This window comes from Marinobacter salicampi, assembly GCF_011074795.1.
Lineage (GTDB): Bacteria > Pseudomonadota > Gammaproteobacteria > Pseudomonadales > Oleiphilaceae > Marinobacter > Marinobacter salicampi.
This window is the reverse complement of record NZ_JAAMPF010000018.1, coordinates 275,852-297,538: the sequence shown is the minus strand read 5'-3', so window position 1 is coordinate 297,538 and position 21,687 is coordinate 275,852. Positions and strand designations below refer to the sequence as shown.

The window sequence follows — 21,687 nt, the reverse complement described above, 5'->3', positions numbered from 1 at the left end:
CGCAGACAAGAGAAACCTAAATGACAGCGGTTACCGTGCTGGTGGGCAGTGTTTATGGCGGGGCATTACAGACAGCCCGCGAACTCAGCAAGCAGTTCCGAGCCCAGGGACACTGCATCAGGGTCGTGGAGGAGCCAGAACTGGAGGATTTGACGGCAAACCGGGATCCGGTGCTCATCTGCACGTCCACCACCGGCCAGGGCGAGGTCCCGCCGGGACTGTTGCCGCTCTATCTGGGCCTGCGCGACCAGATGCCCATGCAGGAGGGGCGCCCTTTTGGCATCATTGTGCTGGGCGACAGCTCCTACGGCGACACCTACTGCGGTGCCGGAGATCTGATGGAAGAAGCGTTGCTCGAGGTGGCCGCCGTCAAGGTTGGAGAAACCCTGCGCATTGATGCCCTGGAGGTCACAGAACCTGAAACAGTGGCCATTCTCTGGTTCGAGGCGTGGCTTCATCAGCTGCCCTGAGGTCGGGCTGGCGAACCAGGAAACACCACAGGCACGACGGCTTGGCTGACTGAGTCCTTGTTGTCATTTTTCGGACTTGGGCTTCCTGCGGATCAACGCTTCCTGGGTCGTGGAAGCGACAAGGCGCCCATCCCGGCTGAATACATTGCCACGGTTAAAGCCCCGTCCGCCAAAAGCACTGGGGCTGTCCATGTCGTATAAAAGCCAGTCGTCCATGCGGAAGTTCTGATGAAACCAGATGGCATGGTCGAGGCTTGCCACCTGCATATCACGGTTCATGAAAGTGACCGAATGGGGATGCAGCGAGGTACCCAGAAAACTGAAGTCCGAGGCGTAGGCCAGCAGGCACCGATGCAGAACCGGATCGTCCGGCAGTTTTCCCTGGGCCCTCAGCCAGCTTTGCTTATGGGGCGACCGCGGCTCCGGCTTGAGCGGATTGACGGGGTCGACCGGACGTATTTCGATAGGGCGCTCCCGGGTCAGGGTTTTCTGCAGCGCTTCGGGTATGTATGGCCGGAGCATCTCGCTATACTCCTGTTCAGAGGTAAGATCATTCACGGACGGAGCAGGAGGCATGTCAATCTGATGCTCAAAGCCATCTTCCTCGACCTGGAACGAGACCGAACCGGTGAGTATTTCCTTGCCTTCCTGTCGGGCGATAACCCGACGCACGGAGAAGGTACCGCCGTCACGTACCCGCTGGACTTCGTAATCAATGGGAAACCGGTGGTTGCCCGGCCGCAGGAAATACGCATGCATCGAGTGGGGCAGCCGGTGTTCAACGGTCCGGCTGGCAGCCATGAGACCCTGGCCAAGCACTTGCCCGCCGAAGACATTGGGAAAGCCCAGATCTTCGCTTTCGCCCTGAAAATGATCGTCCCCGACCGGGGCCAGATCCAGCAATTCAACCAGTGCTCTGGTGATATCCAGCATGCCTTCTCCAAATAAAGTAATTAGCTCACGAAGCGTTGTTCTACCCCAGAGCAAAGCCGGGCGCAATGGCAGGATTGTCAAATCCCACGGTTCAAAACGTTCGCTGCGTAGTGGCGCCGGAGTTTTTCTGCTGGCAATCGCTCCTCTGACCCCTGGTTTTGCCCAGCAACCAGCTGGTCAGGGAGTCGACTGGCGCTATGAACCGGGACTGGCATGCTGTGATGATTCGTTTACAGGAGAGGAGCGACCAGAGAAGCCAGCAGGAACCGGCGAAACCGCAGACAGGTTACTGGTGCCTGCTGAAGCCCTGGCCCTGGACACGGAACCCGCCATTAACCAGGACCCCGGACCGGTGGTCTTGCCTCAGCAAAGCTGGCCCGAGGAGGTGGACCGGAGAAAAGACTGGGGCTGGCACTGGAAAGAACCCAGCTTCGGGACCAGTGACCAGCTGACGACTTATGATGAAGACCGGACCGCTGTAGAGATTGCAGCGCAGCGCCAGACCGAGGCCCTGGCAAAATCCGCCCCGACTCCTCCTGGCGCGGAGGTTCTGCCGGATCAGCTTCAGGGCCTCAATTACCATGTGGACTTCGGGATCGAGTTCCGTTTCTGAAAGATCGACCGATCCGGCAAAATCAGCCTTTAGCCGTGCAGGGGCGGCATCTCCTTGGCCAACGCCTGTTTCTCTATAGCGTAGTCCCCAGTGACCGCAAAACCCAGGGTCTGGCCATCTTCATTCCGGAACAGTGCCCGTACGCTATTCCCCTGTCGCTCCACCTGCCACTGCCCTTCGGCACCTGCCGGTGGCGGGCAGACAGCAGTAGGGCAGGAAGGCGTCTTCACCATGACCGGCATGGCGCCATAGGTGACCTTTGTCGGCTCCGAAACCAGCGTTTTGGCTAGCGCCCGAGCACAGGCCATCAGTGGCAGCACGTAGAGCAAAACATGGCCATCCACTTCGGCGCAGTCACCGAGGGCATAGACATCCCTGGCGCTGGTTTCCAGGGTACGGTCGACACAAATGCCCCGATTGACCTCCAGCCCTGCAGCCCGGGCAAGGTCGGTACGGGGCCGCAGGCCCACCGCTGAAATGACAATATCCGCTGACAAGGTTTCGCCATTGGCCAGGGCAAGCTGAACTCCGGACCCCGCGGAATCGATGCGTTCCACCACTGTCTCGAGATGAAAGCGAACACCCGCCTCGGCCAACCCGTCCTTGACGGCCTCGGCGGCTGTCGCGGGTAGCAGACCCGGCATCACCGTGTCAGAGGGCGCTATGACATCAACCTCATAGCCGCCATTGCGCAGGTCATTGGCAAACTCACATCCGATCAGGCCAGCACCCATAACGGCCACCCTCCGACTGGCTGCCAGCGCATCCCTGAATCTGCGGTAATCCATCAGGTCGTTGATGGAAAACACATGTTCCTGACCGTCCCCGGCGATGGCCAGATGGATCACATCCGCGCCCCAGGCCAGTACGAGCTTTGAATAAGACAGGCGCTCATCGCCGATAATCACTTCATGGGCTTCGGCATCAATACCAGTGACCGTGGTATGGGTACGGATCTCCACACCGAGCTGGTCGACCATGGCCTGTGCCGTTGCCTGGGCAAGCTCATCCGCCTGTTTGCCTTTGGTCAAACCGGTGGACAGCATGGGTTTGGAGTAACTGAAGCCGTCATCAGCGGTCACCATGATTACCGGCAAATCCTTGTCCTGCTTGCGGATCTCCCGCGCCAGGGAATAGCCTGAAAGGCCGGTACCAATGATAACAATGGGGGCTTCTGTACTCATCTTCTGCGCTCCTGGTTCAACCAATCTCGATCATTTCGAAATCTTCCTTGCCGACGCCACAGTCAGGACAAACCCAATCCTCCGGCACGTCTTCCCACGCCGTTCCCGGCGCAATGTCATCCTCGGGCCAACCCATGGCTTCGTCATAAATCCAGCCACAAACCACGCACTGCCACTTCTTCATGTGTTACCTCCGGTCACTGGGGGACAGATAATAATTGTCCGACAATCTATCATGCAAGGCCAAAAGGGCCATCCACGGTGAAAAGCAGGCCGACCATAATACGCATTGTGCGTTGATTGACCAATGCCCGACGGGACACCTTTGGCGCTGCATGCTGTAACAAGACTTATTACACAACTCTCCCTTCCCCGCACCAGCTTCGGTATAATCCGGCGTTTTACGACAGGATCTGATCACTATGACCGACACCGTCGCCGAGATGAACCAAGTGTTTGCTGAGGCCGACTGCCTTGCGGACGAGCATCAGGTTCATGCTGCCGTCAAAGCCATGGCAAATGCCATTTCAGCGCGTCTTCAAGGCAGCAATCCGCTGCTGTTCTGTGTCATGAATGGTGGCCTCATCCTCACCGGCCAACTATTACCGCAACTGAAGTTTCCGGTTCAGGCGGAATACCTGCATGCGACCCGTTACCGCCAGGAAACCACCGGCGGTATCCTGGAGTGGAAGCTTCGGCCGGAGGCGTCCATGACTGATCGCACGATACTGATCGTTGACGACATCCTGGACGAAGGCACCACGCTGGATGCCATTGTCGACTACTGCCGCGCCCATGGCGCCCGGGAAGTGCTCACTGCGGTCCTGGTGGACAAGCAGCATGACCGCAAGGCCCGCCCCGGGCTCAAGGCTGATTTTACGGGCATGGTGGTAGAAGACCGCTTCCTGTTCGGTTTCGGTATGGATTACAAAGGCTACTGGCGCAATGCGCCGGGGATATATGCGGTTAAGGGGCTTTAACGCCGCACCAGGTCAGCAGGTCCCTCCCACTCGCTGGTACCCGTCCCTGGCCTCTGCAGGATTGCATGCCTCGCTGGTTCCCGGCTGGGGCAGGTACTGGCTGACTCTCGAGGGCTCCTTGACCCGGGCACTGCAGCTGCAGTGCCGGGAAAGCTTCCATGTGGACGTCCTGAACGAAGGCTTTGCAGCGCCCTCCCCGGAGGAAAGCGGTGCCCTGGGCCTGGCCCCCCGCAAGCTGGCCTGGGTCCGTGAAGTGCAGTTGTGCGGCGATGGCCAGCCCTGGGTCATGGCCCGCACAATCATTCCAGAAGCCACCCTGCGCGGTCCCGGCCGGCGCTTGAGACACCTGGGACGCCAGCCCCTGGGCGCCTACCTTTTCAGTCGGCCTGAATGGCAGCGGGGTCGCTTCCAGGCCGGAATCTGCCAAGTCCAGCCCGGCGACCAGCAGCTTCCTCCCGTGGCCAGACGCTCGCATTTCTACTCAGAACAGGACCAGTTGCTGGTAGGGGAGTATTTTCTGCCCGCCCTGCTGGAAAAGGGCCCCCTGGCAGGTACCGACTGACACTACCCTTAACCGAAGCAGTGGGGCCCGCTATACTTCAGGCCGGCCTTTACATACCGGACAGCAAACCAGGCTCGCTTTATGACCACGACTGTTCTTCCCCCTGACCTTCGGACCCGGCTCACGGACTACGCCCGCCTCTTGCGGCTAGATCGTCCGATCGGCACTCTTCTGCTTTTGTGGCCCACCTACTGGGCCTTGTGGCTGGCTGCCGAAGGCATGCCAAGCCTGGCCAACCTGGTCATCTTCACCCTCGGTGTTTTCCTGATGCGGGCCGCAGGCTGTGCCATCAATGATTTTGCCGATCGCAAGGTGGACGGCCATGTCAAACGGACCAAAGACCGGCCCCTGGCCTCCGGTCGCGTCAAGCCTGCTGAAGCCGTGGCACTTTTCCTGGGCCTGGCCCTGGCCGCCTTTGCCATGGTGGTGCTGTTTACCAACACGCTCACACTGTACCTGTCTATTGGAGGTCTTGTTCTGGCCTTCATCTACCCGTTCATGAAGCGTTATACCCACCTGCCCCAGCTTTTCCTGGGCGCGGCCTTTTCCTGGGCCATCCCCATGGCCTGGGCTGCAGAGGCAGGGGAAGTGGCACGGCTTGCCTGGCTACTGTTCACTGCCAACCTGTTGTGGACGGTCGCCTACGACACTCTCTACGCCATGGTCGATCGGGACGATGATCTGAAGATCGGCATCAAGTCGACTGCCATTCTGTTTGGCGAGAACGATCGCGCCATTATCGCCATCCTCCAGAGCCTGGTCATTCTTGTACTGGCCATGATCGGGCACCAGGCCGGTCTGGGAGGCTTCTACTATACTGGGCTCGTCGTCATGGCGTGCCTGTTCATCTACCAGCAACACCTGGTGCGATACCGCAAGCGGGACGCCTGCTTTGCCGCCTTCCTCAATAACAATTGGGCCGGCCTGGCGGTCTTTGCCGGCCTGGTACTGGACTATCTCTGGTAGCAGAAAATGCCCGCCGCTCCCTCTCGCCCTGGTGGGTGCCGGGATCTGTCATATACTTGTAACACGCGCAGGTTGTAATGAGGCAGCAACAAACTTCGACTGATACAGGCTTATGCGCATGTCCGGAAAAACTGTCCTGATTGTTGATGATGAAGCGTCCATTCGCGAGATGATTGCCATTGCCCTCGAAATGGCAGACTACGAATGCCTTGAGGCCGCAGATGCCAGAACTGCCCACGCCCTGATCGTAGACCGCAAGCCGGATCTGGTGCTGCTTGACTGGATGTTGCCCGGCACCAGCGGTGTCGAACTGGCCCGCCGGCTGAAAAAAGATGAGGGCACTGCCGAAATCCCCATTATCATGCTGACGGCGAAGGTCGAGGAAGACAACAAGATCCAGGGCCTGGAAGTGGGTGCGGACGATTACATCACAAAGCCCTTCTCCCCCCGCGAGCTTGTGGCCAGACTCAAGGCCGTCCTGCGCCGGACCACACCGCCGGGTGTGGAGTCCGTCCTTGAGGTGGACGGTCTCACCCTCGACCCGGTCAGCCACCGTATAACAACCCCCGACGGTGCGGTTACCATGGGGCCAACGGAATACCGCCTGCTGCAGTTCTTCATGACGCATCAGGAAAGGGTCTATACCCGCTCACAACTGCTTGACCAGGTGTGGGGAGGCAACGTCTATGTCGAGGAGCGCACGGTGGATGTCCATATACGCCGCCTGCGAAAGGCCCTCGGGCCACAATACGACCACCTTATACAGACAGTCCGCGGCTCCGGTTACCGGTTCTCTACCCGCGCAGCCTGAGGTTCCTGAAGTCACAGAGCAGTCCGAACAGGTAATTGCATGCACTACAGCTGGCCCCGTTATGTGCGCCAAATCTTTATTCTGCTTCTGGTCAGTACCGGCCTGGGCTTCTATTTTGGCCAGCCTTTATGGGGTTTGCTGGCCGCCCTCGGGCTTTACCTCTGCTGGACCCTGACCCAGACCAGAAAACTCTATCAGTGGCTGAATGGGCCCGACACCGGACAGGAGCCCCCCCAGAGTATCGGCCTGTGGGGCGATCTGTTCGATGCCCTCCATCGTTTACAGCAACAGCACCTGCACACCAGAGACCGCCTGCAGGCCGAGGTCAACCGGGTTCAGGAGTCGACCAACGCCATGCGGGATGGCGTCATCATGACGGACGCCCAGGGCGTGCTGGAGTGGTGGAACGGCTCGGCTGAGTACCTGCTGGGCTTTCGCCGCCAGACCGACCGGGGCCAGTTCATCCACAACCTGATCCGTGCACCGGCCTTCAAGAGTTACTTCGACAGGGCCGACTACCGGGAAGCGCTGGAGATCAACTCCCCCTCCAAGCCCCACCTCCACCTGCAGATCCAGATCAGCCTGTTCGCCGACAATGACCGCCTGATCGTGGCGAAAGACGTTACCCGGCTTTTCCAGCTGGAACAGATGCGGCGGGATTTCGTGGGCAACGTGTCCCATGAGATGCGCACGCCCCTGACGGTCATCAGTGGCTACCTGGAAACCCTGGTGGACCATGCCGAGGAGTTGCCACCTAAGTGGCGCCGTGCGATCCATACCATGGCCCAGCAGTCGGCCCGCATGGAAGCGCTGATCACAGACCTTATTCTGTTGTCGAGGCTGGAGACAGATGAGCATATATCCGACGATGCAGTGACCGATATTTCGGGGCTGATAGAAGATATTCACCATGACGCACAGGCGCTGAGTGGCGAAAAACACCATGAATTTACCGTTGAAGTGGACCCTGGCGCCTACCTCCATGGTGACGAGAGCCAGTTGCGTAGCGCGTTTTCCAACCTCATCTTCAACGCAGTCAAATACACCCCGGCCGGCGGCCGGATAGCCATCCGCTGGAGTACCGACCGCCAAGGCGCCCACCTGAGCGTCAGCGACACCGGCATGGGTATCGACCCTGTCCATATTCCGAGGCTGACGGAGCGATTCTACCGGGCCGATCCCAGCCGGCACCAGGACACCGGGGGCACCGGCCTGGGTCTGGCCATCGTCAAGCACGTGCTACTCAATCACGATGGCAAGCTGGAAATCAGGAGTGATATGGGTAAAGGCAGCGAGTTCATCTGCCATTTCCCCCGCGAGAGGATTGCCGAGTCGCCGTACGAACCAGAAGACTTTATCTGACCCGCACTGGCCGAAATCAGCCGGAATTGAAGCGGGCAATGAAACGGGAAAGATCCTCCAGCTTCTGGGGGTCTTCGTCCACGAAGCGGATAACCAGGCTGACAAAATCCGTATCCTGGCGCTTGTCCACCGCCTGCAGTTGGTGGACATAGCCATTCAGCCTGGCCACCTGGCCCTCGGCAATTTCCATATCGACCACAGCCTGGTCGAGAATACCCGGGAACACCTGGTCCCGCTTGGCGATTACCCGCACCTCGGTCAGGTTGATGTCCTTCACCACCGATCGCAACACGCTGTCTGCGAACCTTACAGCTGCCACACTGCGTTGCGCAGGGGTCGCCCGCCTGGCGACTTCCGGCTCCGGATCGCGCTTCCTGGTGAGCAGGTTGGCGGACTCACGAAAGGCCTCAGCCGGGCCATCCATCGACTGGCCACTTTTGCCCATAGCTGAGCGCAGGCGACTGCCCATGACCTTGATGATCTTGTTGCTCAGACCCTCTGGGCTGAAGGGCTTGCCCAGATATTCTGACACCCCTTCCTGGACCGCTTCCACGACATGGCTTTTGTCGCCACGGCTGGTAATCATGATGAACGGCGTTTTGCGGTGAGCGTCCTGCTGGCGCATCCACTGTAAAAGCTCCAGCCCTGACATTTCCGGCATCTCCCAGTCACACAGGACAAGGTCGAAGTGGTTTCGGCTGATCAGGGTCTGTGCCTTTCTGCCGTTCGGCGCCTCGGCCAGCTCAATCACCGGAAAGCGCTGTCGTACCGTGCGCTTGACCAGATCCCGAACGAAACTGGCGTCATCGACTACCAGTGCTTTCAATGTTGCCATAGTTAGACCGACTCTTTTTATCTGCTGCACGCCACTATAGTTGAAAGTCACTTCCATGTTTGTGACAGCTCGTGACCGGGGTTAATGAAATGTCATGGAAGGCGTCCATATTGGCTGTTTTGTAGGGTCGGAAACAGGCTACCATGGCTGCCAGACGCTCTATTCTACCCATGAGGCTTGCCGTGCTCTGTAATCCGTTTTCACCCCTGGCCGCGCCCTTTGTCCGACGTGTGTGGCTTGGCGCTTTTACCCTGTTTTTATCCGTGCCAGCCCTGGCGCAAACCGCACCGGATGCTCCCTCTGAGGAAGAGTTTGCCGCCTGTCTTGCCAAGATTGAGTCCAAGGCCGTTGAGGCGGGCGTGTCATCGGACACGGCAAAGTCTGTGCTCGCCGACGCCAGGTATGTAGAGCGGGTGATCGAGCTTGATCGCCGTCAGCCGGAATTCACCACGACCTTTGCTGACTACCTTAACCGTCGGGTCAACGACGACCGCGTCACCAGGGGCCGGGAGCTACTTGAAACCCACAGTGATCTGCTCGCCCGAGTCACTCGGGAGACCGGTGTACCGGCACCCTACCTGGTGTCTTTCTGGGGGCTGGAAACCAATTTCGGCAGCTATTTTGGCAAGATGGCGGTGCCCAGTTCGCTGGCGACGCTGGCCTGCGACCCGCGTCGAAGTGACTATTTCACCGGTGAGCTGATTTCTGCGCTTCACATCGTTGATGAAGGTGCTATCAGTGCCGAGCGAATGGAAGGCTCATGGGCGGGCGCCATGGGGCACGTCCAGTTCATGCCCTCGGTGTTTCTGCGGTACGCAGTGGATGCAGACAATGACGGCCGCCGGGACCTCTGGAACAGTCTCGACGATGCCATGATGTCTGCCGGTAAATTCCTGGAGGACCTGGGCTGGGACAGCGAGTATCGCTGGGGTCGCGAAGTCAGCCTGCCTGACGGCTTCGATTACAGCCTCGCCGATGGTCGTCGCCTGCCGCTGTCGGAATGGCGTGAGCTGGGGCTCACCGATGCCTTCGGCAGGCCCCTCGCCAACGACGACATCAAGGCGGCGCTGGTCGTCCCCGCAGGCCATGAAGGCCCGGCCTTTCTGGCCTATAAGAACTTTAACGTCATCATGGGCTGGAACCGCTCCGAATTCTATGCGATCGCAGTCGGGCATCTGGCCGACCGCATTGCCGGTGCCGGGACACTGCAACAGCCACCGCCGGAAGACACGCCCAACCTGGCCCGGGATGACATCCAGGCATTGCAGCGCAAGCTGACCGAAGCCGGTTATGACACCGGCGAGCCTGACGGCATCATGGGGCCTGCCACTCGGGCGGCGATTCGTAACTACCAGCAGGACCACGACATGATCGCTGACGGCTATCCCGGCGCCGATCTTTTCCAGGCGCTGGAAATAACACTCGCGTCGGCATCGGGGTGAACCTGCGCTGACAAGCTAACCAGCTGTTCCTGCTGGGGCCCGATGGTCCGGCTCCGGCAGGACTGTCAGGACCTCAACCGGATCAGAGGTCAACCTTGCCCCTCAGTTGCTTCTTCTGGCCTCTCTGCTTCTTTTTTTCTATGCGCTTCTTCTTTGCGCCCAGGCTTGGTCTGGTTGCGCGCCTGGCTTTCTGCACCACCAGGCCCTCCTGGATGACCTCCTTCAGACGCTCAAGGGCGTCGGCACGGTTTTTCTCCTGACTCCGGAACTTCTGAGCCTTGATGACAAGCACGCCATCGGACGTAATCCGGCTGTCGGACAAGGCCAGCAGGCGGGCTTTCAGATACTCCGGCAGGACCACCGACTGACTGATGTCAAAGCGCAAATGCACTGCGGAGGACACTTTGTTCACGTTCTGTCCGCCGGATCCCTGGGCACGGATGGCCTGGAATTCGAGTTCGGCCTCGGGAATGGTGATCTGATCGGTTATTCTGAGCATACTGTTAACAACCTGTTTCGGCCCGAGCTGGAAAAAATTCTATGGATTCAATAACACAGGCAGCGCTTGGAGCCACAATCGGCGGTGCTGTTCTTGCCAGGCCCCTGGGTCGCAAAGCTCTGCTGGTCGGCGCATTGTTGGGCACACTGCCGGATATGGACGTGGTCCTCGACTATGGCACGGCAGTGGCAAACTTCAGCCAGCATCGCGGCTTCAGCCACTCTCTGTTCATACTCGTACCGCTTGCGGTCGTACTTGCGTGGGGCGGTCACCGCTGGCGGCCGGACATCAGCCTGCAACGCTGGCTCACATTTACCGGCCTGGTCCTCGTTACCCACACCCTGCTGGACTGCCTGACCACCTATGGTACCCAGCTGTTCTGGCCGTTGGGTGAACCAGTCGCCATGACGAGCATCTTCATTATCGACCCACTTTATACTCTGCCTCTGTTGCTTGCCATTGGCATTGCTCTCTGGCGCCCCCGTAAGTCTGCGGTTTTCGGGACTGCCCTGGTGGTTTCGACCCTTTATCTGGGCTGGAGCCTGGCGGCCCAACAGGTCATTACCGCGCGGGTAATGCCAGCCCTGGCTGAAGAAGGCCTGGAAAACGCGCCCCGACTTGTCCAGCCCATGCCGCTGACTACCCTTTTATGGCGGGTGACGGTGCTTGCCCCAGATGAACGGCTGGAAATCGTCACCGGCTTCCTCGATGGCGAGATTCCGCTGACCATCGAACGCTTCCCGCGCAGTCGCGAGCTCGAATCCGTGGTCGCAAGCCTGGCCGAAGGCCGTCGCCTGATCTGGTTCACTGACGGATTCCTGGCCTACGAACGTCTTGGGGACAAGCTGGCGGCCACCGATATCCGCCTTGGTGTACCGGGCGCCCATCCGTTTACCTTTGTCCTTGCCGAAGCTCAGCCTGAAGACGCTGGGTGGACACCGGTCAGCAGTTATAAAACCGACCAGCCTGCCATGCGGCCCGGCCTGTTCAGTGCGTTGTGGCAACGCATAACCGGCGCCTCTCCGGTGCTCTGTCTCGCTACCCTCGAAACCGGGCCAGTGGGGTTGAGCTGCTCATGAGCCTGCGCCTGGATTTTATTGTCGCCAACAGTACGGAGCTGTCCCGCAAAGAAGCCAAGCGAGCCATCCATGCCGGTGAGGTCAAGGTGGACGGCATACCCTGCCGCAAGACGTCGACCCATATACAGCCCGGTCAGGCGGTCACCTGGCAGGGCGCACTGCTGTCCATTAAGGGTGACCGATACCTCATGCTGAACAAGCCCCGGGGCGTTGTCAGCGCCACCATCGACAGTGACCACATGACCGTGCTTAGCCTGTTACCAACTGAGGCCCGCCAGGGCCTGCATATTGTTGGCCGGTTGGACAAGGACACGACCGGGCTGCTGTTACTGACGACTGATGGCCAGTGGTCACACAGGATCACCGCACCTCGGTCCGCGTGCGCAAAAACCTACCGTGTGGAGCTCGCAGAGCCCCTGACCCCGGAGGCTAGCCACCACCTGGAGAACGGCGTCAGACTGAGAGACGAGGACCGGCCAACCGCGCCCGCACGGGCGGAGCTTCGGGGCCCCCGCACGGTGGACCTGACCATTACGGAAGGACGCTACCATCAGGTAAGACGGATGCTGGCAGCCGTGGGCAACCATGTGGAATCCCTGCACCGGCTCCGGATCGGAGATATTTATCTGGATTCCAGCCTGGCCCCGGGGCAATTCCGCCCGCTATCAGACCACGAGATCAACAGCGTCCGTTAGGCGGACGGCGCCGACATGATTCGAGAAGCGGCCAACCTCAGGTTCGTTCAAAGCGCTGGGCCTTCAGATTCTTGCGAACGGACCCGGCTTCGAACACCTCGCCGTTCATCGCCAGGTAGATCCCTGGCGGCAGCAGCTTGGCCGCAGCCCAGGCAAAACCCACGTTAAAAATGGCGTCGCTGTAGCGCATACGGGCCGGCTGCATGGCGCCTGTCAGTACAATGGTTTTGTCGCCGACCGATGCCAGGGCCTGTGCTGTCTGGGGCATGGTGTCGGTGCCGTGAGTGATCACAATCCGTGCCGCACTGGAGGCCACTACCGCCTGGCGGATCTGTTCCCGGTCAGCATCGGTCAACTCGAGGCTGTCTTTTCTCATCAGGTCCGTGATGGCGTAGCGATCGGTAATATTAGCCTCTGCCAGGATCGCCGGTAGGGTCGACTCACCAATGGTGAATTCACTATTGGCGTCAAAATAGACTTTGTCGAAGGTGCCCCCGGTGGTGAAAATCTGGATCATTGCCGGCTACTCCAGGTCAGGTTTCAGGTCACTGGCTCGATGCTGTCGAGGTGCCCCCACGGGCAGCATGGTGGGCGTTTTTCTTCCTTTCGTATTGATAGGCGGCCCCAGCCACGCGGCCACTGTCGCCGGTGACAAGCCAGCGTCGAATGCGACCGGCATCGCCGATAGGCGAGCGCGAGCCAAAGGAGTCGAGCATGACAGTCACCATCGGCTTGCCGTCAATGGTGGAAACCATCAGAAGGCATCGCCCTGCCTCGTCCAGGAAGCCGGTCTTGGTCAGGGCAACGTTCCACCTCTGGCTGTGCACCAGGGCGTTGGTATTGCCAAACGCCAGGGAATACCTTGGCTGGCGGAACCGGGCGGTGAAGTAGCGGGACGCCGACATCTCGCCCACCTCAGGATAGGCCAGCAGTGCATTGGCCAGCCTGACCAGATCCCTGGCGGTGGACTGGTTGCCGGCAGACAGCCCCGTCGGGTCGACAAACCTGCTCTGGGCCATGCCGATCCGAGCGGCTGTGGCGTTCATGTCCGAGACAAACGCGTCGTAGCCTCCGGGATGGTGGCGGGCGAGGGTGTAGGCTGCCAGGTTCTCGGAAGACATCAGCGAGATCCTGAGCAGGTCCCGACGCCGCAATTCCGAGCCCTTGCGGATGCGGGAATAAGCATTGGCTTCCGCCGGAATATGCCGGGGGAAGACCTCCAGCCACTCGTCCATCGCCTGGCCTGACTCCATCACCACCAGAGCCGTCATCAGCTTGGTCAGGGAGGCGATTGGCACCAGGCGGTCGGCGTGTTTGTCGTGGAGCAGTTCATCCTCCCCCACCACCGCCACCGCGGCACTCACCGACGCCAGCATCAGACCGTCCGGATTAATCGCCGAGTTGGCCGCGAGCTGTTGTGCCTGGGACACTACAGGTAGCCCTGAAAACAAGACCAGATACGCCGCTACAACCATACTACGCATTTTTTCGACCCTTCAGAGATAACGCCCGCCGGACCCCAGGATGACCACGATCAGACCCAGGATGAGGTTGATACCGACCAGCTTTCGTATCTGCCCCACCCTGCGGGTCGCCTCCGCGGTATCGTCGGCCGTAATTGCCTTTTTCAGGCGGCGATAGGGGGCAAAGTAGACGTGCAGGAACAGCAGCATCATCAGCAGACCACCTGCCTGCATGGCATGGATGTGCCAACCCGTGTTGGCCATGCCTCCGAAATACATGCCGATCATCCCGTAGCCCGTTACCAGCAGCGTGACGATGCTGACCCAGACCCAGAGAAAAAACAGGGACAGGGTATGACACCAGAGCAGAGCCCGCTGGCCCGGCTCCAGGACTTTCGCGGCGACCGGCCTCAGGGCCATATACGCGAAAAACATACCGCCGACCCAAATCACGGCGGCGAGGGTGTGCAACGCAATCATTAAACTCATCAGTTACTCTCTTTATTTTGGTGGCCGGAATGGTGACGCCCGGTGCTCAGAATTTGTCCGTTACTGCGCCTTCGGAAGCTGAGCTCACGGTATGCGCGTATTTGGCCAACACGCCCCGCGGATAACGGGGTGCCGGCGCCTGCCACTGTTCCCGACGGCGGATCAGCTCTTCCTCGCTTAGCGCCACGGTAATGCTGTTGGTTTCCGCGTCGATCGTAATCTCGTCACCATTTTCCACCAAAGCAATCGGCCCGCCATCGGCCGCCTCCGGAGTGATATGACCCACCACGAAACCATGACTGCCGCCGGAAAAACGACCGTCGGTAATCAGCGCCACATCACTGCCCAGGCCCTTGCCCATAATGGCGGACGTAGGGGTGAGCATTTCCCGCATGCCGGGACCGCCCTTCGGCCCTTCGTAGCGGATGACCAGCACATCGCCGGCAACCACTGTTCCATCCATAATGCGCTCCTGGGCTTCCTCTTCGGAGTGGAAAACCCGGGCGCGACCACTGAAGCGAACCCCCTCTTTGCCGGTAATCTTGGCGACTGAACCTGTGGGGGCCAGGTTGCCATAGAGTATACGCAGGTGACTGTCTTTTTTGATGGGGTCAGCCAGGGAATGAATGATGGTCTGGCTGGCCGGATAAGGTGCAACGTCCGCCAGATTCTCGGCCAGAGTGAGCCCGGTCACGGTCAGGCAGTTGCCATGCAGCAGCCCCGCATCCAGAAGCATTTTCATTAGGGGTTGAATGCCACCAATCGCCACCAATTCGGACATCATGTAGTGACCGCTGGGCCGAAGGTCCGCCAGCACCGGCACCCGTTCGCCTATCCGGGTAAAGTCGTCCAGGGAGAGGTCGACGTCAACAGTGCTGGCCATGGCCAACAGATGGAGCACCGCGTTGGTAGAGCCTCCCAGGGCAATCACCACGGCAATGGCATTCTCGAAGGCCTCCCGGGTCATGATATCCCTGGGCTTAATGTCCTTTTCAAGCAGGTTCATCACGGCGGCACCGGCGGCCCGGCAATCATCCATTTTCACCTGAGACACCGCATTCTGTGCGGAGCTTCCCGGCAGACTCATACCCATGGCTTCAATGGCCGAAGCCATGGTGTTGGCGGTATACATGCCACCACAGGACCCGGGCCCCGGAATCGCGGTCTCCTCGATCTGCTTGACCTCAATAAGGTCCATGTCGCCCTTGGCGTAGGCACCGACGGCCTCAAACACGGAAATAATATCGGTGTGGTTCTCACCCGGCTGGATCGTACCACCGTAGACAAAGACCGAAGGTCTGTTCAGGCGGGCAAGACCCATGACGCAGCCCGGCATGTTCTTGTCACAACCGCCAATGGCAACCAGCCCATCAAAGCCTTCGCACCCAGCGGTGGTTTCTATCGAGTCGGCAATAACTTCCCGTGACACCAGCGAGTACTTCATGCCTTCGGTGCCGTTGGCAATACCATCTGACACGGTGATGGTGTTGAAAATCAGGCTTTTACCGCCGGCCTCATCGGCGCCATGTCCGGCCTCTTCCGCGAGCCCATTGATGTGCATATTGCAGGGCGTAAGATTGCTCCAGGTGGATGCGATCCCTACCTGGGGTTTCTTGAAATCCGCATCGGTAAAACCGACTGCCCGAAGCATGGCCCGACTGGCCGACTTGCCAATTCCATCGACTACGGGTGCGGAGAATCGGCGTCGTTTGTCGTCAGTCATCAGTGTATTCCTCTGCCTAAGCGCCGTCATGGCTGGTGATTCACTTCACAGCATTGTTGGTTTGATCGGGTACTGCAAGCAAGCGGACCCGATGACGAAATGCAAAATGGTTAAAACAGGGTAAAACTTCTCTGAATTTAAAGCATTAGTAAATTTTACAGAAGCGGCAAGGGACAATCGATTATTCCCGGGCTACAGAACCTCTGACATGCGTCAAACCCGGCCTCCGGCAAACCCTCTAAACTGGCAGCCAACCGAAGACTGCACTGGAGGCCGTCATGAACTCATCTTTCGCTGACCTGCATTCGCTGGACGAGCACGCCGCTGCCAATGCCGACTTTCGCCAGTGGCGCGATGGCTACGGCGTAATCCGGCATCTGCCTGAAACCCAGGAACAGGTCGTCAAACTGGCCAAAGAACTGGTAAAAGCAGGTCATGTCGTGGAAGTCAGCGACGTCTACCAGCAACTCAGCGCTCTGGATCACCTTACCTGCGCCGGCCTGTGGCTGGTTGCCCACATGACCTATGCCAACGTCGTCCGTACCGACGGGGCGGCGCTCAATGTACAGGATTTCAAGGTGAGCCCTGAGGGCCATACCGGAGGCGCCCTCAACATGGTGCCCGCCTATGCAGCCTACCTGGCATTGAACAGTCTGACTGAGAAAACTCGAAGCTGGCTCATGGGTCAGGGCCACTGCGTCGCTGCGATTGACGCCCTGAACGTGCTGACCGGTAACCTGCACCCGGAGCAGGAAGCCCGTTACTGCGGCACTTCGGGGCTTACCCAGCTGGTAAGGGACTTCTACAGCTATCGACAGGAGGCCAATGGCCGCAACGCAACTCCCCTGGGCAGTCACGTTAATGCCCATACCGCCGGCGGCATCCTGGAGGGTGGCTACCTGGGTTTCGCAGAGCTTCAGTACGCTCACATGCCCATGCCCGGAGAAACCCTGGTCGCGTTTCTGTCAGATGGGGCGGCAGAAGAGCAACGAGGCAGCGATTGGGTACCGCGCTGGTGGCGGAGTCAGGATTGCGGCCCGGCACTGCCCGTGATGATTGCCAATGGCCGCCGTATTGAGCAGCGCACAGAACTTGGCACCCGAGCGGGCCTGGATGGCTTCATTCATCACCTGAAGCACAGCGGTTTTGACCCGATTCGTTTCGATGGCCGGGATCCGGCGGCCTTTGTATGTACCCTGTACGAAATGGAACGCCGACTGGCCCGATACAGCCAGGAAGAAGCTGCCGGCCAGCGAAGCTATCCCGTGCCCATTCCCTACGGCATAGCCGAGACGGTGAAAGGGTATGGATTTTATGGGGCTGGCCAAAACGAGGCGCACAATCTGCCACTGCCGGGCAATCCCCGCGTGGATGCGCGCTCCCGGGAGCTGTTCAATAGCGCCACCAGTGATCTGTGGGTACCCCCCGAGCTGCTGGCCTCTGCCTGTAGTCTGTTAAGCCAGCACCAGGCCCAGAGCCGACCAAGGGAGCGCGATCATCCGCTTGGTCGACGCCACCCGAAAGCGCCCGAACTGCCCGAACTCCCCTGCGTTGAGAGCGCATGCTCGCCCATGCTTGCTGTGGATGATTACTTTCAAGCCCTGGTCGCGGCCAACCCTGACCTGCGACCCCGGGTTGGCAACCCCGATGAACTGGCAAGCAATAAGCTCTCGGGGGTGCTGGCGACACTCAAGCACCGGGTAACCGAACCCGAAAACGAGCTGGAGTCCATCCATGGTTGTATTATCACTGCACTGAATGAAGAAGCCGTGGTATCTGCCTGCCTTGGGAACAAGGCCGGTCTGAACCTGGTTGCCAGCTACGAAGCTTTCTGCGTGAAGATGCTCGGCGCCATTCGCCAGGAGGTGATCTTTGCGCGTCACCAGAAGGAGGTGGGCAGACCTGCAGGCTGGCTCGGGTTTCCCATTGTCGCAACGTCTCATACCTGGGAGAACGGCAAGAACGAGCAGTCCCATCAGGACACCACCTTTTGCGAAGCGTTACTGGCTGAAATGAACGATGGGGTGCGGGTTCTGTTTCCAGCGGACTACAACAGCACCCTGGCACTGCTTCCTTCAATCTACAGCGCCCGGGGCCTACTAAGCTGCCTGGTGGTGCCAAAACGCTCGCGCCCCTTGCTTTTTGACAGGGCCGAGGCCGAGCAACTGGCCCGGGACGGCGCTCTGGTTGTCGCTGAAGACACCTCAGCCGGCGATCCCATCCTGTTGATCGCCAATGGGGCCTATCAGCTGTCCGAGATGATCAGGGCATCGGAGCGCCTGCACGACGCCAACACGCCCTTCCGGCTGGTCTACGTTCAGGAACCCGGTCGCTTCCGGATGCCAAGGGACGAGTGGGAAAGCGGAACCTGTCTGTCAGAATTCGAAATAGAACGGCTGTGTCCGTCACGGATGAAACATCGGGTCCTGATGACTCATATGCGCCCGGAAGCATTTCGAGGCCATGTCTGGCGCCTGTGCCCTGAGGCCGGCCGAAGCCGTGTGCTGGGCTATGTGAACCGCGGCGGCACCTTCAACGAGGCCGGCATGCTGTTCGCGAACCGGTGCACCTGGGCACATGCACTGCTTGCCTGTGCTGAGCTGTTGGACAGACCGGCCAGCCAATGGCTCAGCCCGGAAGAACTGGCTGCGGCAGAAGGTCGAGGCAACCCCGGCTGCCTGGCGGGTTAGACGGGGAAGTCCCAGGCTCCGATGGGCCTGGGTTACTGCTCAAGCGGATCAGTCAGGCGGTTCGGGCCCGTAGCCTGGTGCGCAGGAAGGTTTCCAGCTCCAGTATCAGCAACAGCAAGACCCCCGCAACCGCAGCAAATCCGAGCTCAGCAAGACCAAGGGCGCGGGTGCCGAATGTGTCATTAAACAGGGGCGTATAGGTAAACAGGAGCTGGACAGCTAATACGCAGACCACGGCGCCCAGCACAATGGGTGTTCCCAGCACGCCCCGGAGTGTGATCGAAGCCGAATCCAGATACCGTACAGCAAAGAGATAGAAGATTTCCATCGCTACCAGGGTGTTGACCGCAAGGGTACGTGCGGTTTCCACATCCCCGGTCCGGGCCATGGACCAGTACCATGCTGCAAAGATCCCGCCGAGAAACAGCAACGACACCAGCGCTACCCGCCAGATCACAAATGGCGCCAGCAATGATTCCGACTTCGCCCTCGGCGGATGTGACATGACACCTGGCTCCGGGGGTTCGAACGCCAGGGTCATGGCCAGCAGAACGGAACTGACCATATTTACCCAGAGAATCTGGAGCGCGGTAATCGGCAGGGTCAGGCCCAGAAGCAGAGCCACGATAAGGCTTACGGATTCGCCACCGTTAACGGGTAGAATGAAGGCAATGGTTTTCTTGAGATTGGCGTACACCGTACGTCCTTCCCGCACTGCCGCTGCGATACTGGCGAAATTGTCATCAAGCAGCACAACGGACGCCGCCTCCCGCGCCGCCTCCGAGCCTTTAATGCCCATGGCGATACCCACATCCGCCCGTTTCAGGGCAGGGGCGTCATTGACTCCATCGCCAGTCATGGCAACCACGCCGCGACGGGCCTGAATCGCCTCAACCAGCCTGAGTTTGTGTTCCGGGCTGGTCCTGGCAAATACATCGACCTCATCCAGAAGGGCCACCAGATCCGTCGCGCCCAACGTATCCAGCTCGGCGCCGGTTACGACCCGTGCAGTGTGTTTGAGCCCAAGCCTGACAGCTATGGCCGAGGCAGTCAGAGCGTGGTCGCCGGTAATCATTTTGACGTCGATGCCGGCACTGTGGCAGTCGGCAATCGCTTTGATGGCTTCCTGCCTGGGTGGGTCCATCATGCCAACCAGACCAATCAACTCAAGCCCCTGCTGCAGGGAACCGATATCAAGCACAGTAACCTGTCCGGCGTGAGGCTGGCGGGCAAAGGCCAGCACCCTGAGCCCATCTGCTGCCAGGATGTCCACCACCTTGTGCACGGCATCGGCGTCCAGCGGCTCAGGCCCCGAATCGCCCATGACCGTATCGCACATGGCGATCACCCGTTCAGGGGCACCCTTGAGGTAAACCATCTTGTTGCCATGATGGTCGTGGTTGAGGGTCGCCATGAAGCGGTAGGCGGTATCAAAGGGCACCTCGTCAAGGCGCGGCCACTGCCGGGAAAAAGACTCGATATCCAGCCCGGCTTTATGGCCAAACAGTTTCAAGGCCCCTTCCATGGGATCACCCTGCACTTCGACCTCTGTGTCCCGGCGTACCAGCACTGCGTCGTTGCAGAGCATGGCTGCCCGGGCCAGTTGCTCTAGGCAAGGGCCAGTCACTTCTGTATCTTTGATGCTGCCGGCCAGCCCGTAACCTTCGCCGGTTACTTCCAACGTTTGCCCGCCTGCGAAGGCCTTGGTGACCATCATCTCATTGCGGGTAAGGGTGCCGGTCTTGTCCGAACAGACCACCGACACCGCCCCGATACTCTCGATCACCGGCATGCGCCGCACCACCGCCTGCCGGGCCGCCATCCGCCTCACTCCGATGGCCAGGGTAATGGTCAGGACCGCGGGCAAACCCTCCGGTATGGCGGCCACCGTCAGCCCGACCACAGCCATGAACAGGTCGGCCAGGGGCATAGCACCCACAACGGATCCCACGACGAAAATCGCAAGCGCCACGACCAGGATTACCAGCGACAGGTAACGGGCAAACTTGTCTACCTGTGCAATCAACGGCGTTTTCAGCGAAACCGTCTGCCGTAGCATGCCGGAAATGCGCCCCAGCTCGGTATGAATGCCAGTGCGAACCACAATAGCGCGGGCGGTGCCAGAGGTGACCAGGGTGCCGGCAAAGGCCATACTGTACTGATCGCCGATAATGGCCGATTCGGGCTGGCTGCTGATGCTCTTTTCGACTGCCAGTGATTCCCCTGTCAAGGCAGATTCATCAATGTTCAGGCCATGGCATCGTTCAAGCCGCATGTCAGCTGGAACCCGGTCACCGGCCTCCAGTATCACAGTGTCCCCCGGTACCAGCTGTGCGGCAGGCACACGGGTCTGCCCTTCGCTGCGCACTACCGTGGCCGTGGGAGCAAGCATGTGGCCGATCGCGGCCAACGCATGCTCTGCACGGCCTTCCTGGAAGAAGCCAATCAGTGTCTGCAGCGCGACAACGGCCAGGATCACAACGGTATCGACCCAATGGCCGAGCACGGCCGTTACCAGGGCGGCGCTGAGCAGAACATAAATGAGGGTATTCCTGAGCTGCGCGGCGAGACGCTTGAGCGGCCCCCGGGAGGCGGCCTCGGGCAACTTGTTGACGCCAAAACGATTCAGGCGATCACCGGCCTCGGCAGCGGACAGGGGAGCGCGAGCATCAAGGGATTGCCGCGCCGCGTCGACGTCAAGGGCGTGCCACTGCCGGGCTTCGACGGTTTCAGACGGGCGACCGTTACTGGCTTTCATGATGAGGACTCCGGGAAAAATAGCATGCCACTATTCAACCCGGATCATCGCAATCGTGCGTTGAGACAGATCAATTCCCAGTATGAGACTGATACCATTGTCTTGTTCCGGCCCCAGCTACCGACCCCAGCTC

The 21,687-nt window shown here is 59.7% G+C and carries 21 protein-coding genes; 11 read left to right on the top strand and 10 right to left on the bottom strand.

The features are described 5' to 3' along the window. Window positions 1-20: 20 nt before the first annotated feature. The gene (locus tag G7W63_RS10415) at window positions 21-470 is read left to right on the top strand and encodes a flavodoxin domain-containing protein (protein WP_166257116.1); all 450 of its coding nucleotides are present in this window, start codon (window positions 21-23) and stop codon (window positions 468-470) included. A gap of 63 nt (window positions 471-533) precedes the next feature. On the opposite strand, the gene tesB is transcribed toward G7W63_RS10415, so the two are convergent. Continuing rightward, on the bottom strand, window positions 534-1,403 hold the full coding sequence (gene tesB / locus G7W63_RS10410) for an acyl-CoA thioesterase II (RefSeq protein ID WP_166257114.1): 870 nt from the start codon (window positions 1,401-1,403) through the stop codon (window positions 534-536). On the opposite strand from tesB, the gene G7W63_RS10405 reads away from it, so the two are divergent. Next, entirely contained in the window at window positions 1,402-2,016 is a 615-nt protein-coding gene (locus G7W63_RS10405) for a hypothetical protein (protein WP_166257111.1), read from the top strand. The two genes, tesB and G7W63_RS10405, sit on opposite strands and share 2 nt — an antisense overlap. A 29-nt stretch (window positions 2,017-2,045) precedes the next feature. Here the strand turns inward: G7W63_RS10405 and G7W63_RS10400 are convergent, their stop codons facing one another. Continuing rightward, complete coding sequence (locus G7W63_RS10400) at window positions 2,046-3,200, bottom strand: FAD-dependent oxidoreductase (RefSeq protein WP_166257108.1); 1,155 nt, start codon at window positions 3,198-3,200, stop codon at window positions 2,046-2,048. Between the two features lie 16 nt (window positions 3,201-3,216). Further along, window positions 3,217-3,384: a rubredoxin gene (gene rd / locus G7W63_RS10395; RefSeq protein ID WP_166257106.1), complete on the bottom strand. Its 168-nt coding sequence runs from the start codon at window positions 3,382-3,384 to the stop codon at window positions 3,217-3,219. A 238-nt stretch (window positions 3,385-3,622) separates the two neighbouring features. On the opposite strand from rd, the gene G7W63_RS10390 reads away from it, so the two are divergent. The 5 genes from G7W63_RS10390 (at window position 3,623) to phoR (ending at window position 7,881) form a co-directional block, all read left to right on the top strand. Beyond that, on the top strand, window positions 3,623-4,180 hold the full coding sequence (locus G7W63_RS10390; RefSeq protein ID WP_166257104.1) for a hypoxanthine-guanine phosphoribosyltransferase: 558 nt from the start codon (window positions 3,623-3,625) through the stop codon (window positions 4,178-4,180). Next, a complete protein-coding gene (locus tag G7W63_RS10385; RefSeq protein ID WP_242634385.1) occupies window positions 4,146-4,742 on the top strand; it encodes a chorismate--pyruvate lyase family protein in 597 nt (198 codons plus the stop codon). The genes G7W63_RS10390 and G7W63_RS10385 overlap by 35 nt, the downstream gene beginning before the upstream one ends. A gap of 81 nt (window positions 4,743-4,823) precedes the next feature. Then, window positions 4,824-5,708, top strand: a complete 885-nt coding sequence (gene ubiA / locus G7W63_RS10380) for a 4-hydroxybenzoate octaprenyltransferase (RefSeq protein ID WP_166257101.1) — start codon at window positions 4,824-4,826, stop codon at window positions 5,706-5,708. A gap of 118 nt (window positions 5,709-5,826) precedes the next feature. Beyond that, a complete protein-coding gene (phoB, locus tag G7W63_RS10375) occupies window positions 5,827-6,519 on the top strand; it encodes a phosphate regulon transcriptional regulator PhoB (RefSeq protein WP_166257098.1) in 693 nt (230 codons plus the stop codon). 39 nt (window positions 6,520-6,558) lie between these two features. Continuing rightward, a complete protein-coding gene (phoR, locus tag G7W63_RS10370) occupies window positions 6,559-7,881 on the top strand; it encodes a phosphate regulon sensor histidine kinase PhoR (protein WP_166257095.1) in 1,323 nt (440 codons plus the stop codon). Window positions 7,882-7,897: 16 nt separating this feature from the next. Here the strand turns inward: phoR and G7W63_RS10365 are convergent, their stop codons facing one another. Continuing rightward, window positions 7,898-8,716 carry a response regulator gene (locus G7W63_RS10365; protein ID WP_166257092.1) on the bottom strand — a complete coding sequence of 273 codons (819 nt, stop codon included), beginning with the start codon at window positions 8,714-8,716 and terminating at the stop codon, window positions 7,898-7,900. Window positions 8,717-8,886: 170 nt separating this feature from the next. On the opposite strand from G7W63_RS10365, the gene G7W63_RS10360 reads away from it, so the two are divergent. After that, on the top strand, window positions 8,887-10,158 hold the full coding sequence (locus tag G7W63_RS10360; RefSeq protein ID WP_166258331.1) for a lytic murein transglycosylase: 1,272 nt from the start codon (window positions 8,887-8,889) through the stop codon (window positions 10,156-10,158). A gap of 82 nt (window positions 10,159-10,240) precedes the next feature. Here the strand turns inward: G7W63_RS10360 and arfB are convergent, their stop codons facing one another. Beyond that, the gene (gene arfB / locus G7W63_RS10355) at window positions 10,241-10,657 is read right to left on the bottom strand and encodes an alternative ribosome rescue aminoacyl-tRNA hydrolase ArfB (RefSeq protein ID WP_166257089.1); all 417 of its coding nucleotides are present in this window, start codon (window positions 10,655-10,657) and stop codon (window positions 10,241-10,243) included. 41 nt (window positions 10,658-10,698) lie between these two features. On the opposite strand from arfB, the gene G7W63_RS10350 reads away from it, so the two are divergent. Next, window positions 10,699-11,736 (top strand): metal-dependent hydrolase, encoded by a 1,038-nt coding sequence (locus tag G7W63_RS10350; protein ID WP_166257086.1) that lies wholly within the window; start codon window positions 10,699-10,701, stop codon window positions 11,734-11,736. Next, the gene (locus tag G7W63_RS10345; RefSeq protein WP_341273680.1) at window positions 11,733-12,431 is read left to right on the top strand and encodes a pseudouridine synthase; all 699 of its coding nucleotides are present in this window, start codon (window positions 11,733-11,735) and stop codon (window positions 12,429-12,431) included. The genes G7W63_RS10350 and G7W63_RS10345 overlap by 4 nt, the downstream gene beginning before the upstream one ends. A gap of 37 nt (window positions 12,432-12,468) precedes the next feature. Here G7W63_RS10345 and G7W63_RS10340 read toward each other — a convergent pair whose 3' ends face one another. Genes G7W63_RS10340 through ilvD form a run of 4 tightly spaced genes read right to left on the bottom strand, consistent with a single transcriptional unit; the run spans window position 12,469 to window position 16,106 of the window. Next, entirely contained in the window at window positions 12,469-12,948 is a 480-nt protein-coding gene (locus G7W63_RS10340) for an asparaginase domain-containing protein (RefSeq protein WP_166257083.1), read from the bottom strand. A gap of 28 nt (window positions 12,949-12,976) precedes the next feature. Then, the gene (gene pbpG / locus G7W63_RS10335; protein WP_207308932.1) at window positions 12,977-13,915 is read right to left on the bottom strand and encodes a D-alanyl-D-alanine endopeptidase; all 939 of its coding nucleotides are present in this window, start codon (window positions 13,913-13,915) and stop codon (window positions 12,977-12,979) included. Window positions 13,916-13,927: 12 nt separating this feature from the next. After that, window positions 13,928-14,383: a CopD family protein gene (locus G7W63_RS10330; protein ID WP_166257080.1), complete on the bottom strand. Its 456-nt coding sequence runs from the start codon at window positions 14,381-14,383 to the stop codon at window positions 13,928-13,930. A gap of 46 nt (window positions 14,384-14,429) precedes the next feature. Then, complete coding sequence (gene ilvD / locus G7W63_RS10325; RefSeq protein ID WP_166257077.1) at window positions 14,430-16,106, bottom strand: dihydroxy-acid dehydratase; 1,677 nt, start codon at window positions 16,104-16,106, stop codon at window positions 14,430-14,432. Between the two features lie 278 nt (window positions 16,107-16,384). Between ilvD and G7W63_RS10320 the strand changes: the two genes are divergently transcribed. Continuing rightward, window positions 16,385-18,796 carry a phosphoketolase family protein gene (locus G7W63_RS10320; protein WP_166257074.1) on the top strand — a complete coding sequence of 804 codons (2,412 nt, stop codon included), beginning with the start codon at window positions 16,385-16,387 and terminating at the stop codon, window positions 18,794-18,796. 52 nt (window positions 18,797-18,848) lie between these two features. Here the strand turns inward: G7W63_RS10320 and G7W63_RS10315 are convergent, their stop codons facing one another. After that, window positions 18,849-21,554 carry a cation-translocating P-type ATPase gene (locus G7W63_RS10315; RefSeq protein ID WP_166257071.1) on the bottom strand — a complete coding sequence of 902 codons (2,706 nt, stop codon included), beginning with the start codon at window positions 21,552-21,554 and terminating at the stop codon, window positions 18,849-18,851. Window positions 21,555-21,687: the final 133 nt, after the last annotated feature.